Genomic DNA, 13,943 nt, shown 5'->3' on the forward strand with positions numbered 1-13,943 from the left:
GCTAGCGAGGATGGATAAAGGGGTTTGGCTGAAATGAAGCGGCTGCAGTGCGCATATACTCTTTTACAGTTTCACCTAAAACACTATCTTTTGCTGCTTCAATCTCTGGTTTGCTCATCCCGGTAAATATATCCCGGCTATTGTCAATATTCTCTAAAATTTTCTCGACACTGGCTTTTTTGACCGATGGGAGAATGCCGAATCTGAAGAAGAAAAGCGTACTGTGTTTTTTGTCGCCGGAAGCGGTGCGATCACTATAAATATCATGCAGTTTTTTTAATTTTTCATAGGCGATTGAATGCTCAAAATCGGTTACCTGCAAGTGATTTCTTAGAGTAGTTTGGTTAATGGGCTGGTTGTTTCTAATGATGTCACCGAGTATGGGGATCGTGCGAACTACATGAAACCCGCAATCAGTGGAATTAAGAAATGCCTGTTTTTCGGTGTGAATTCGCGAAACTTCTGCATGAGATCTCCCGCTGGGCGAGCTTTTGCTATCGATAATACAGGTCTTGGAAAGCTTGTCATGGCAGGTGTATTCAATAACGATATGGTCTTCACGTAAACCGCTCTCAACTCGAGGGGAAATCATATGAACTGGTTTGTTGGGATGCAAGGATTTAATGTGGTTAAGAATTTCGTCCAATTCTTCTTTTTTAAAATTAGTGACGTAAGTGCCTTTTTTAGCTACAGAATGGTGAACAGAGACTGCGGTGGTTATAATAATATGGTTGTTATTTTCTTCTACCCAGTATTTTTTTGGATCAAAACCACTGCCGTTAGGTTTGTAAATATAGCCCTTAATATTTTCTCTCGAAAAAAACTCAAAATCGATTTCATCAGAGGCTTTAATAAATTCTGAAGGAGATCTTGAACCGAAAAGATGGTGCAGACGCTTCTCTACATCCGATGCGCCCAGTTGTAAATTTGTGCTGCTCATAGAACTGTCTTTTTAATCAGTGTTATATAAATTATAACGCTGTTCCATTAACAAAATATTAAACCTGTTTTCAGTGATTTTGCAGGGACTGCTGGATCCTCGAACAAAAATAAGTCATCTATATAAGTTTCAGTCTTGATGCGCTTCGTTTATAGGATACACTGTCAAAATGGAATAAAAGTTTTATAATCATAATTTTACTATCTAGGTGAGTATTCATGGAACTGAAAATTACTAACGCCCCTTTTGCGGCATTGTTTCAGCCGCTCGATTTAGGGTTCACTCAATTAAAAAACCGGCTGCTGATGGGTTCCATGCATACAGGCCTCGAGGAAGATAAAGAGGGATTGCAGCGTCTTGCCGCTTTTTATCGTGAGAGAGCATTGGGAGGGGCAGGGCTTATCGTCACCGGGGGGATTGCACCGAACCGCTCAGGCCGTCTGGCCCCTTTTGCCGCAAAGCTTAGCAATAATAAGGAGGTTCAGCGGCATGAACTGATTACCCAAACTGTGCACGAAGCGGGTGGAAAAATTGCATTGCAGATTTTACATGCCGGACGCTACGGCTATCATCCTTTCAATGTCGCTCCTAGCGGCATCAAATCACCGATTAGCCCGTTTAAACCCTGGGAAATGAGCAAGGGTAGAATTCTTAAAACGATTAAGCACTTTGCCCGCTGTGCAAAATTGGCCCAAGAGGCTGGTTATGATGGCGTTGAAATCATGGGTAGCGAAGGATATCTTATTAACCAGTTTATCGTGACCCATACCAACCAGCGTCAGGATGAATGGGGCGGCTCTTTCAATAACCGTATTCGTTTTCCAGTTGAAATCGTTAAGAGCGTTCGCGAGGCCGTTGGAGAACGGTTCATCATTATTTATCGCTTGTCGATGCTGGATTTAATTGCGGATGGAAGCAGCTGGGAGGAGGTTGTTATATTGGCGAAAGCCATTGAGGCAGCAGGGGCAAGTCTTATCAATACAGGAATTGGCTGGCATGAAGCACGTATTCCCACAATTGCCACAATGGTTCCCCCCGCAGTGTTTACCCGTGTCACACAGCGCCTGAAGCCTGAAATCAGTATTCCGGTGATTACTTCAAACCGTATTAATACCCCTGAGAAAGCGAATCAGCTCCTGGAAGCCGGGGTTGCTGACATGATCTCAATGGCGCGTCCTTTTCTTGCAGATCCTCTTTTTGCTGAAAAAGCCCGTTTGGGTGAAAGTGAGGCAATAAATATTTGTATCGCCTGTAATCAGGCTTGTCTGGATCGGGTATTTGTTAATAAAACAGCTTCCTGCCTGGTGAATCCCAGAGCCTGTAATGAAACAGAATTAGTCTATCAGGCTACATCCAATCCTAAAAAAATTGCGGTAGTTGGAGCGGGTCCCGCTGGGTTGGCATTTGCGGCTACAGCGGCTGAACGGGGTCATCATGTGACCCTCTTTGAAAAGGGGAATGAACTTGGGGGGCAGTTTAATCTGGCAAAACGAGTTCCTGGTAAAGAGGAGTTTCAACATACGATTGATTATTTCACTCAGCAGCTTGAAAAATACAAGGTAAACATCAAACTGAATACCGCAGGACATCCCGGGCTTTTGGAATCTTTCGATGAGATCGTTATTGCAACAGGAATTAAGCCCCGTGTTCCCGATATTCCAGGTATCGATCATCCAAAAGTGATGAGTTACATCGATGTGATCAGAGAAAGGAAAATTCCCGGTGAACGAGTGGCGATTATTGGCGCTGGTGGTATTGGTTTTGATGTCGCGGAATTTCTAACCCATGAACATCATGGGCCTGATGCTGATAGTTTTCTCAATGAATGGGGTATTGATCTGGAAGGAGAGCATCGGGGGGGGATCAAACCAGCCTCTGTAAGTAAAAGTCCGCGAAAGGTTTATCTCCTGCAGCGCAAAAAAGAAAAGCTTGGTAAAAATCTCGGGAAAACGACGGGATGGATTCATCGCCTTAGCCTGAAACATAAACAGGTCAAGATGTTATCCGGGGTCCAATATCAGCGAATTGATGATCAGGGACTGCATATTCTTATCGATGATAAACCTGAATGCCTCGAGGTTGATTCCGTGGTGATTTGTGCAGGGCAGACTGAATTAAAGGATTTATATGAGCCATTAAAGGAAGGGGGGCGATCTGTCCATTTAATTGGCGGTGCGTTCAAAGCCTTAGAGCTGGATGCTCGTCATGCCATTGATCAGGCCTGTCGTCTCGCTGCTTTATTATAATCAGGATACGGAGAGTTAAATGGATTTTAGTCTGTTGGAGCAACGACTGCTGCTGATTGAAAAAAGACTGGGGCAAATAGAGACTCTTCTCCATCTGCCCGCTTCCGAAGAGGTTTCTGGCGAAACGGTTACCAGTGAGCAGAGAACAAATGAGCCTTCCAAGCCGCCTAAGCAAGGAAATTGGCTTGGATTAGTGGCAACACTGTGTTTTGTCCTCGCTGCAGGCTTTATCATCAAACTCTCCATTGAATCTGGCTGGTTAACGCCAGAGCGGCAAATCGGCCTGGCTTTTTTATTCGGCGCACTTCTGATTGGCTCTGGTTTTGTGTTTATCGCTATTGATAAATACTATGCCAGTCTGCTTCCGGCGGCGGGAATTATTGTTTTATATCTAAGCAATTTTGCCGCGCATCGTCTTTATTTTCTAATTTCATTTGAAACTGCGATTGTATTAACCAGTTTAATCTCCATTCTTTGTATTACGCTTTATTTAAGATTCAGACATGATATCTACTCTATTATTGCTGCAATAGGCTCCTATTTAGCGCCGGTTGTTTTAAACATTAATGCTAACACGCTATTTTCATTATATTATTTCTTAATTTGTTCGCTGACTTATGCGACCATATCCATTTGGGTGGAATCCCGAATTCTGATTGTGATTGCAGCCTATTTATCTATTTTGGTCACTGGTTTAACTGGTCTTGGCTTAGAAATGGATAGCACTATTGCCATCTTCCTGGCACTGCATTTTCTTGTTTTCGCGATTGGAACGTATTTATACTCAAAATATGGCGCAGAGCCGTTGACAGAACGGGAGTCCTGGGCTTTTTTTCCGGTTCTGCTAATATTTTATTCCATGGAATATTTTTACATCGACAGAGCTTATCCAGGCTTGGCTCCCTGGGTTTCTATAGGATTTTCTGCGATTCTCTGCAGTCTTTATCTTTCTGCCAGGCAGTGGTTTCCAGATAGGGCTATCAGTTCAAGAGCTTTAGTTTTAGCATTTTCCACCATCGTTTTTTTCCATTCATTTTATCTTGAGCTTTTGCCCGATGCGTTCAAACCCTGGCTTTTCGTGGCGATTATAGTAGGAATCGCCTTTCTTCCGGTCAGGCTATTGGGCCAACAGCGGGATGGTGCTTTTTATCTTCCATCGCTTGCCATTTTTTTAATCCTGGTTATTGAATATTGCAGTATGCTGATGCATCTGTTAAATAACAGCACTTACTCATGGGTGCTGGTCTCTTTTGCGTCATTTGCAAGTTTGTGGTTATTAATCACCCGACATCGCAGCAGTTTGATTCATAAAAAAGAATATGGGCTGAGCTTGTTAGTTGCTGCGCATCTACTTGGAGTCAGCGCTTTATACCAGTTCTTCCACGAAGTCAGCTCGTTGGCCGTATCGGCTTCCTGGCTATTATATGCTGTGTGCGTCATTGCTTATGCCTATTTTCGTCAGGATAAAACAATGGCTAAATCGGCTTTGTTAATTTTAAGTGTTGCCGCTGGAAAAGCACTCCTGTACGACACGGCATCGACGCCCACAGTAGTTCGCATTCTATGCCTTATTTTAACAGGAGCTGTTTTGTACGGCTGCGGTCTTTTAATGAAACGCATTGCAAGCTGGCAGGATAATTGACAGGGTTGATTTTAAACCCCTCTCTCTAACTCTCACTGCCATAAGTTAAGCTCAATTGTATATTAAACTGTCATCCCCGCGAAAGGCGGGGATCCATCTCTGAGCTGGCTATAATGCCAATCGAGGAATGGATTCCCGCCTTCGCGGGAAAGACAAAATTTCCTTAACTTAATGGCAGTGAGGGCTAGGGCGAGGGTTGATTTATCCCCCTCTCTCTGACTCTCTCCCCTGAGGGGCGAGAGGACTCACAGGGGAGAGATACTAAACTACTCACTATTGGAATTATATCCCAATTTTGCAGAGGATACGGGCGTCTCTTCCTCTTCTTTCGTTTTCAGAGGTTTAAGGAAAGTGATTGATCCAGCGTCCTTGATGGAGGGGCTTTTAGCCTGCTCAGCCATCTTTTTCGCTTCGGAGAGAAACTCTCTCATTAATGTCAATTTGTTGTTAAAATCATTCTCCAGCTGGGGATACTCTGCTTTTCTTCCTTCAAAAAGTTGGGTGACCTTTTCCAGAGAGGCTAGAGGGTCTAATCGCCCATTTGCATCCAGAAATTCATTGAACTCTGAAGCAATCTCGGCCTCAATTTTGATAAACTCTCTATGTGCATAAATTTTTGCTAATACCAGCATATTGAAATTATTTGCCAGCATTTCAGCCAACTCGGCATTGTCTTTAGCAAATTCACTTACCAGTGTTTCTCGCAAAGCAGATAAACCTTCAAAATGTTGCCCTTGGGAATGGTAGCGAGATATTAAGGGTCTATGCTTGAATTTCTCCAGACATTCTGCTTCAAATGGATAATAAAAAGCTCCCTGAGCGCGTGTATAGGCATAAATGCCGGCGCCATACAGCCAGTCAGTCATTTTTTCGACATCCACTGCGGATTGTTTCAATGAGTTGATAAAAAGACGCATTTCTGTTTCATATACAGAAAATGTGGAAAATTTAGACATAAGCAACATCCTTAAAAAAGTATTATCCCTTTAAATCAATTAAGGTAATTTTCGCAGTTGTAATGAAGAACTGCAGTCGGATTGTAGTGGATTATATTGGCTTAGTCACTTTATATTCTGGCCTACAGATATTGCCTGGCATAGCGCTCATAGATTTTTTTCGACAGGAATACTTCCATCAAATCCGCGTCAATTTTCCCTTCAGTTTTCATTTGATTGAGGATTTTGAGGGCTTCTTCCAGGGGTATTGCTTTTTTATAAGGCCTGTCACTCGCCGTGAGCGCTTCAAAAATATCTGCGAGAGCAATAATGCGCGCTTGTATAGGAAGCTGTTCTTTGGTTAATCCGCGAGGATAGCCGGTGCCATCGAGTTTTTCGTGATGTCCGCCTGCATAGAGTGGAACATTCTGCAGATTTTTAGGGTAGGGTAAAGACTCCAGCATTTTAATAGTGACTTTGACATGATTGTTGATAATCTCTCTTTCTTGCGAAGACAGAGTGCCGCGGCGAATTGACAGCATCTGCTTTTCAGTCTCGGAAAGGAGATCTTCTTTCTGTCCGTGTGAGGAAGTCCATTGATGCTGAGCTATTTTCTTCATGGCCTCGATGTCTTCATCCGGGGTGAACTCTTGTCCCTGATTCATTTTTTTAATTAAATTGCGCTCCTGATGTAAGATACTCAGTTGTTCCTGCAATTGATTATCCTGAGATAAATCAAATTCTGTTCCGGTTAATTTCTTAATTTTGGCTTGCAAGAAAGCGATGATGGCATCACGCTGCAATACTTCAAATTTTGTGTTAATCAATTTAATCCCATCGATGATCGTTTCAAGTTTGGTTGCTTTATCAACCACTGCTTCAGGGATTGAAATTTTACCGCAATCATGTAGCCAGGCTGCGACCTCCAGCTCGTACATTTCCTCTTCTGTCATGCTGAAGTGTTTCAATGGACCATAATCCATTTCACAGGCGGCTTCAGCAATCATGCGGGTAATGACAGGCACACGCCGGCAATGACCTCCTGTATAAGGTGACTTTTCGTCAATTGCTTTGGCAATCAGCTGTATTAATGAATCAAAAAGCTCTTTTTGTGCCTGAATCAACCTTTGGTTGGTAATGGTAATAGCGGCTTGTGAGGCCAGAGATTCAACCATTTGCTGATTTAACTTTGAAAAGGAGCTGATTTTTTTTGTTTCAGGATTAATGGCGTTAATTAATTGAAGCACCCCAATGACCTCATTAAGATGATTGGTCATTGGAACTACAAAAAATGATTGGGAATGATAATTCATTTGCTGGTCGAATTGCTTGGTTCCTGATAGCTTAAACTGCGTATTTTTGTATGCGTCTTCAATATGAATAGTTTTTTTACTAATGGCAGCCCAGGGAGCCAGCATATTATTATTGGCTTCACCTTGCTCGTTGTATAAAGGCAGATCGTCAAGTTTATTCTGGTTTTGACTGGTTCCACCCAGATGAAGTTTAAGTGATTTATTAATCAGGATCTCAAATCTGAGTTTTTGATCATCAGTGCATGTATACAAAGTTCCGCCATCGGCATTGGTGATTTCCTGGGCTTTCATCAGAATCGATTCCAGCAGCAGAATATGATTTTTTTCAGCAGAAAGGGCAGTTCCAATATCAGTCAGCACTTTCAGTAAATGAGAAAAATCAGAAGCAGTGACGTGCATAAATATTACACAGTTGTGATTTGATCAGATTATAGTCTAAACAATGACTGTCATTGTCTGCTGAGCTTATTCTGGTCGAGCTCAGCAATAATTTCCTCAACGGCTTGTTCAGCGGTTTGTGTGGCAGTATCAATGGTTAGCTGTTTGTTTTCCCAGTATTCATAATCTCTGTCGAGAACTTCCCGCCAGGTGTGTGGTGTTAAGCCCTGAATGTCCGTTTTTCTTGTTTCAACGCGTTCTTTGTGGATGGTTTCATCCGAGCAGATGATTTCAATTTCAAGATAGGGCTGATTCATTTCTATTGCAATTTGACGGTAGGCCGCCCTTGTAATTTCAATAGGATTTACAGAGTCGCAAACCACCGTTAAGCCAATTTCCAGATTATCTTTCGCTATGGCGTAAGCAGTCATATAGCCTTCAGCCATGACATTTATCCCGCCCTGGCTACTGAACTGAGATGCATTTTTTATTGCCTGCTCAATGCTGTCGATGCGTAAATAAACAGCTCCTATTGTTTTGGCCAATTGTCTGGCAATGGTACTTTTACCTGTACCCGGTAAACCGCCCAGTATGATTAGCATGATGTAGCCCTATTTCCTTTTGTGAACCATAGTTACTTTTCAACCCCAAACACACTTCTGCCGCCATATAAAGACGACTGCTTTTTTTCATGATTAACAATCTCTTCAAAATCCGGGCCGCTGATGATGTGATGTTCCAGTTTTCGAGCCTGTTCATCGAGGCGTTTAATCGCATCCAGTTTCTCACTTTCTCCGAGACTTGCCTTTTGTACTGCAGTTTTTAAAACCCGTATTGTTTCATCGTAGACCTTGACAGGAACAGGAAAGGGATGCCGATCCTTACCGCCATGAGCCAGTGAAAAACGGGCCGGATCGGAAAATCGGCAGGGAGCACCGTGAATCACCTCAGCGACCATTGCAAGCGCTAAAACTGTTCTGGCACCTACGCCAGGAGTTAAGAGCAGGTCTGAAAAATCCTCTGGGCCACGTTCAATAGCTGCGGCTATATTGCCATGCAAACGCTTCATGGAAATATTTTCAGATCTGACGTCATGATGATGAGGCATATCCAGATGAGGTAATAAAAGTTGATTGCTATGGCTGGGAACTATTTGCGAACTAATTTGTATAGAATTTTCAGCTTCTGTCAGAATACGTTCGGGTGAAAGTGTCTTTAAAAGATCCAGCTGTGAGCTTCTGGAAAATTCAGCGCGCTCATCGGTCAGATTAATAATATTGCCTTGATGACGTCCTTCAATCGCTGCATGAGGTGCATTGATAAAATTTTCCAGACCCTCAGATAACCAATGGTATCGACGCGCCTGTTTTTTACTGGTATTCATGCCCTGCTGAATCACAGCCCATTTCCCATCGTCCGTTACAATAAAACCATGTAAGTAAAGATCAAAGCCATCCTGAATGGCAGCGCTATCCACCTTGGCCACCAGACGGCTGGATTGCGCGAGTTGCTGGCCATTAAAACCAACTTCATGTCCAATGGTTATAAGTTCCTGCGGCGTTTGTCGCGAATATTTCCCTCGGCCTCCGCACACATGAATCCCCAGTTCTCGTGACAAGGGATTTAACCCTCTTTTAAGCGCCCCGAGGACACTGGTTGTAATACCTGAGGAATGCCAATCCATTCCCATCACGGCACCAAAGGATTGAAACCAGAAGGGATTCGCCAAGCGCCGCAAAAACTCATCTCGCCCATAATGGTGAATAATGGCCTGACTCATAATGGCCCCCAATTTGGCCATACGTTCGGCTAACCATTGAGGTACTCTGCCATAATGCAAAGGTAAATTAGCGCTGCCTGTTTTTTGAGCCATGATGTTTTAAGACATTAAATAATGCCATTATAGCGGAATTAGCCTGCTTTGTTCTCAAAAAAACAGCAGTATGATGATAAAATCGGTAAAGTTAGCCAGTCATTCATAAAAACAGTAGACACCAGAAGTCTCTATGGCTAAATTATGTCAATTAGTTAAAATAAAAAACGTTTTGCCATAGTTCAAAGCGATAAATTTGCTGTAAGGTTGTAGAAATGCGCTTTTTGTCTACTTTTATCAAAAATAATACGATCTGGTCGGGGCAGCGGTTTTTTTCAACACTGCCGGAAGGTTTGCGTTCCGATTTTAAAACCTTTGGCGCACGGCCTGATCCATTGAAAGTGCTTGAGTTAGAGGAGCATCATAAAAAAACGGCTGACAAAATGCGCGAAAAATTCCCTCGTGTCATGGAGGGCAGCTTTTTACCGGGAAGGATTGTTTATCGCTTATGTACAACTCCCCCGGGCGAGATGATAAAGAATGGGGGTTTTCGCACGAATGATGAACTCTTTGTGGCCGCGAACTCTGAAACCGGCCTGAACAAAGGCTCAATATGCTTCTCATTACTGCCAGAGGTCGCTGCAGTGTTTTATGATCAGCTTCCTTCTAACCAAAAAAAATATCTCTATGGCTGCCTGCTAAAAGGGGTTTATTTTGCTCCTGGCGGTAAATGGCGACAAGTGATAGTACCCGGCGCATTCCCGCTGCCGTCTGTGTGGATGGCAAGAGAGGTTATGGGACTTATTAAAGCCCGTAGTTTGCATTTGGGACCCCTGTCTGGGCATTTTGATTGCCAGGAAAAAGTAATATGGGGGGATAAGATCCATGATTTTACAAAGGATCATTTGCAAATGCCTGAAATTATTGATTACGGCAATGAGGATCAGGCAATGGAATTTTTCATCGAGGATAGTGAGGATTCTCGAAAATTCCAGGAACAAGTGGATGTTTTTTACAAAAGGAACTGCTTAGGCTGGCCGATTTCGTTAAATTTAACTTGAGTTGTTGTCAAAAAATATGATCAATAAAGTGGATGTGATAGTCGTAGGCGCTGGCGCTGCGGGAATGATGTGCGCTATTGAAGCAGCAGCCCGCGGGCGCCGCGTGCTGATTCTCGATAAAAGTAATAAGCCGGGTAAAAAAATCCTGATGTCAGGAGGGGGCCGCTGTAATTTTACCAATTTATATGCCAGCCCAGAGCAGTATATCTCTCATAACCCGCATTTTTGTAAATCAGCACTCAAGCGTTACACGCAATGGGATTTTATTGAGCTGGTCAAACGTCATAAAATTGCCTTTTATGAGAAAACGGCGGGTCAGCTTTTCTGTGAAGAAAAGTCTCATTTAATTGTGGATATGCTTTTGGCAGAATGCCGCAAAAATAATGTCGATATTAGATTGAATCATTCGATTACTTCTATTGTGAAAAAAGACGATCATTTTATAGTCGTGTCCGGGCAGGGTACTTATCATTGTGACTCGCTGGTTATCGCCAGCGGTGGTTTGTCGATTCCCACCTTGGGTTCCAGCCCATTTGGCTATCAGATTGCCGCCCAGTTCGACTTGAATGTTTATCCGACCAGAGCGGGGCTTGTACCTTTCACACTGCATGAAAAGGATAAGGAGCGCCTGGCTGAATTGACTGGAATTTCAGTCGAAAGTTCAGTGAGTTGTAACAGGATTTCTTTTCAGGAAAATGTCTTGTTTACTCATCGGGGATTAAGTGGTCCTGCCATATTACAAATTTCTTCCTACTGGCTTCCTGGACAAGAAGTAAAGATTCAGTTTTTACCCCAGACTAACTTATATGAAGAACTATTACAGGCCCGCCATAGCTCGCCGGATATTTTCTTAAAAACCGTATTATCCCGATTCACGGCCAAGCGCGTGCTGGATGTTTTTTATGAGCCTGAAGTATTGGAAAAGCCGCTTAAACAATTCAATCATAAACAGTTACAGCAAGTTGCCGAAAGACTGCAGGCATGGTCAATCAAGCCCAATGCCACAGAAGGCTATCGAACGGCGGAGGTGACATTGGGCGGAGTTGATTGCAATGAAATTTCTTCCCAGACCTTCGAGGCTAAAAAAGTACCAGGGCTCTATTTTATTGGTGAAGTGCTCGATGTCAGCGGCTGGCTGGGCGGGTATAACTTTCAGTGGGCCTGGTCATCGGGTTGGGCTGCAGGTCAGGTAGTTTAGATGTTAAACCGTCCTGCAGATGGATTGTAGTCTTGGCAGACTGCCTGTTATCATGCGATGATATTTCCCTTATAAAAATGACATGCCAGGGAGGCATATTCATGCGATTACCATCCGTCTTACTGGGTTCAATCCTATCGTTTTCCAGTTTTGCTCAAAATGATTCTTTGAAATTAATCATTAAATATAAAGAGCCAGTTTCCTCAAGCTCGCTTTTACAGCATTTGCAGTCTTCCAAAGACTGGACAATTGACTCCTTAAAGCCGATAGCTGGCGGAGCGTATTCCTTAAGCTTGCACAGCGCGCATTCCAAAGCCGGTCTTTCAGAGGAAAAAGAATTGCAAAAGGCTATTGAGGCCTTGAAAAAAGATCCCCGCATTCTGTATGCAGTCAAAGATAGAGTAGGGCATTTTAAACCATTGCCCTTGCCTGATGGTCTGGCAGACATCGAACTTAATCATAGCTTGCAGTGGGATGAGTTTACCGCACCTGGCGGTATTATGCTTGAGAGCGGTCCAGACAAACGAGATGGCGCATGGATGTATACAAGTGGAGAAAGCTCTCCCCCGATTGTCGTGGCGGTATTGGATACCGGGGTAGAGGCGCATCCAGCTCTTTTAAATAACTTGTTGAAAGATGGAAAGGGTAATATCTGGGGTTGGAATTTTGCGGGTAACAATCGAAATCTGGCTGATGAAACCGGTTCCTATCACGGAACCCATGTTGCCGGCACCATAGCGGCTGTCAGCGACACCATGCTAGGAGTGGGTGAGCAGCTTAAAATTCTGGCTTTAAAAATACCAGATGATTCCGGGATGTTTTATGAAAGCCAGGTCATCAACGCAATCTATTGGGCTGTGGGTGGCGATGTACCCGGTGTTCCTCATAATCCCTGGCCAGCGAAAGTTCTGAATATGAGTTTTGGTGTGGACGAGCGTCCTGGAAAAGAAGTTGATCACTGCGATGAAGCCTTACAGGAGGCAATGTTTTTTGCCAGACATCAGGGTGCTGTGGTGACTGTTGCCGCTGGAAATGACAATGAATGGGAGCACTATAATGCTCCGGGTGTTTGTAATGGAGCAATCAGAGTCGCTTCCACTGGACCTGAAGGTTTGCGGGCCTATTATTCCAACTATGGCCCGGGGGTGAGTTTTGCAGCACCAGGTGGTGATGCACGTTATGGAAGATCCGGGGCCATTTTATCCACGGTAAAACCCGGCGGCGGCTATCAGCATAGCGGCTATGATTTTTATCAGGGCACCAGTATGGCCGCTCCTCATGCCGCGGGTGTCGCCGGGCTTGTGTATGCAATTAGCGAGGGTCAGATTACACCTGAAAAAGTTGAGCAGATTTTGTATGCCACAACTCATCCATTTGGCAAAACATCAGACAGCAATAAGTCATGCACAGGTTCAAAGCCTTGTGGACATGGAATTCTGGATGCAGACAATGCAGTAAAGGCTGCTGCTGCAACTTTTGATGCCATCATCAGTCCGCCCAGTTTCCAGGAACTGAATCTCAAGGCTTGCCGAAACCACCAACTTACTTCCCAGACCTTGAAGAATAGTGACTGGAAGCTGATTAAAAAACAGTGTCAGGCCGAAGAAGCCTACTTTACACCTGAGGTTCATTTGCAAGCTAAACAAATTGTCCTGAATTATCAGGGAGCATCGTATGTGCGGGATATTAGCGCCTACAGCCATTGTCTGTTCATTGGTAAAGACAGTTTCGGTTGTTACTATTAACCTTCAGCAATTATTTTGGGAGTAGCCTGGGATTTCCGGGCTACAACGTGATACATGACAAAACTGTATACTTTGTTAAGTTTGATAAAAGCTAAGCGAGATTTAAGGCTTAAGCCCTTTTCAGACGATATCATCATCGAAAACTACCCCGTATTTAACCAATCACTGGTCATTACAGCCATCAAGCAGGGCGTATTTAAGTACTGTTTTAATAAAAAAAACTGCTATGAAAGTGAGATGGAGTTGTTGTGCAATTCAGATCAGCTAAGTTGCATAGAGCCCGATGAGCAAGGAGAAATTGAGTTTTTAATGATAGGAGAAATAGCCTGTCTGAATTCTGATAAAGAGATTTTTATCAAAATATACAGCCTCAGACCCTATAGCCAGGAGTTTTGTTCCCTGGATGAGAATAGATCGCCAATTAAATTCAATGACTTTTTTCTGAAGCAGGTGAAGGCTGGCGAACAGGATTGGGTCATCGTTATCTCTCAGTCTGAAATCAGACGTCTCAATGCAATCCTTGGGGATGATCAAGAGCAGAAAGATTCAGTGATGCGCTATTCAGGTCCCGTTCATTTCAAACCGGCATCGACTAATGAGCAGCAATCCTCGTTTATCTCTTCTATTAAATTGATTCTGTAAATGCTGCCTATAGTTCTTTGATGCCGCGTT

At 43.5% G+C, this 13,943-nt stretch carries 11 protein-coding genes; 6 read left to right on the forward strand and 5 right to left on the reverse strand.

Going from position 1 to position 13,943, the window contains the following annotated elements:
• Window position 1: 1 nt before the first annotated feature.
• Window positions 2-940, reverse strand: a complete 939-nt coding sequence (locus tag LXA66_RS05485) for a hypothetical protein (protein WP_233012341.1) — start codon at window positions 938-940, stop codon at window positions 2-4.
• Between the two features lie 218 nt (window positions 941-1,158).
• Here LXA66_RS05485 and LXA66_RS05490 point away from each other — a divergent pair, with 218 nt between their 5' ends.
• Both LXA66_RS05490 and LXA66_RS05495 read left to right on the forward strand, forming a co-directional pair.
• Complete coding sequence (locus LXA66_RS05490) at window positions 1,159-3,186, forward strand: NADPH-dependent 2,4-dienoyl-CoA reductase (RefSeq protein ID WP_233012342.1); 2,028 nt, start codon at window positions 1,159-1,161, stop codon at window positions 3,184-3,186.
• 19 nt (window positions 3,187-3,205) lie between these two features.
• Window positions 3,206-4,828, forward strand: a complete 1,623-nt coding sequence (locus tag LXA66_RS05495; protein WP_112219888.1) for a DUF2339 domain-containing protein — start codon at window positions 3,206-3,208, stop codon at window positions 4,826-4,828.
• 266 nt (window positions 4,829-5,094) lie between these two features.
• On the opposite strand, the gene LXA66_RS05500 is transcribed toward LXA66_RS05495, so the two are convergent.
• From LXA66_RS05500 to LXA66_RS05515, 4 genes are all read right to left on the reverse strand, one after another.
• Window positions 5,095-5,784 carry a hypothetical protein gene (locus LXA66_RS05500; protein WP_233012343.1) on the reverse strand — a complete coding sequence of 230 codons (690 nt, stop codon included), beginning with the start codon at window positions 5,782-5,784 and terminating at the stop codon, window positions 5,095-5,097.
• 122 nt (window positions 5,785-5,906) lie between these two features.
• A complete protein-coding gene (locus LXA66_RS05505; RefSeq protein WP_233012344.1) occupies window positions 5,907-7,475 on the reverse strand; it encodes an HD family phosphohydrolase in 1,569 nt (522 codons plus the stop codon).
• A 50-nt stretch (window positions 7,476-7,525) separates the two neighbouring features.
• Window positions 7,526-8,056: an AAA family ATPase gene (locus tag LXA66_RS05510; RefSeq protein WP_233012345.1), complete on the reverse strand. Its 531-nt coding sequence runs from the start codon at window positions 8,054-8,056 to the stop codon at window positions 7,526-7,528.
• A gap of 32 nt (window positions 8,057-8,088) precedes the next feature.
• Window positions 8,089-9,327 (reverse strand): DUF763 domain-containing protein, encoded by a 1,239-nt coding sequence (locus tag LXA66_RS05515; protein WP_233012346.1) that lies wholly within the window; start codon window positions 9,325-9,327, stop codon window positions 8,089-8,091.
• A 215-nt stretch (window positions 9,328-9,542) separates the two neighbouring features.
• Here LXA66_RS05515 and LXA66_RS05520 point away from each other — a divergent pair, with 215 nt between their 5' ends.
• The 4 genes from LXA66_RS05520 to LXA66_RS05535 all read left to right on the forward strand — a co-directional run bounded on the left by LXA66_RS05520 (window position 9,543) and on the right by LXA66_RS05535 (window position 13,913).
• Window positions 9,543-10,328, forward strand: coding sequence for a hypothetical protein (locus tag LXA66_RS05520; RefSeq protein WP_233012347.1), 786 nt, complete (start codon window positions 9,543-9,545; stop codon window positions 10,326-10,328).
• A gap of 19 nt (window positions 10,329-10,347) precedes the next feature.
• Complete coding sequence (locus tag LXA66_RS05525) at window positions 10,348-11,526, forward strand: NAD(P)/FAD-dependent oxidoreductase (RefSeq protein WP_233013018.1); 1,179 nt, start codon at window positions 10,348-10,350, stop codon at window positions 11,524-11,526.
• Window positions 11,527-11,627: 101 nt separating this feature from the next.
• The gene (locus LXA66_RS05530) at window positions 11,628-13,271 is read left to right on the forward strand and encodes a S8 family serine peptidase (RefSeq protein ID WP_233012348.1); all 1,644 of its coding nucleotides are present in this window, start codon (window positions 11,628-11,630) and stop codon (window positions 13,269-13,271) included.
• Window positions 13,272-13,325: 54 nt separating this feature from the next.
• Window positions 13,326-13,913, forward strand: coding sequence for a hypothetical protein (locus LXA66_RS05535; RefSeq protein WP_233012349.1), 588 nt, complete (start codon window positions 13,326-13,328; stop codon window positions 13,911-13,913).
• Window positions 13,914-13,943: the final 30 nt, after the last annotated feature.

The organism is Legionella sp. 16cNR16C (assembly GCF_021297775.1).
GTDB classification, from domain to species: Bacteria; Pseudomonadota; Gammaproteobacteria; order Legionellales; family Legionellaceae; genus Legionella_C; species Legionella_C quinlivanii_A.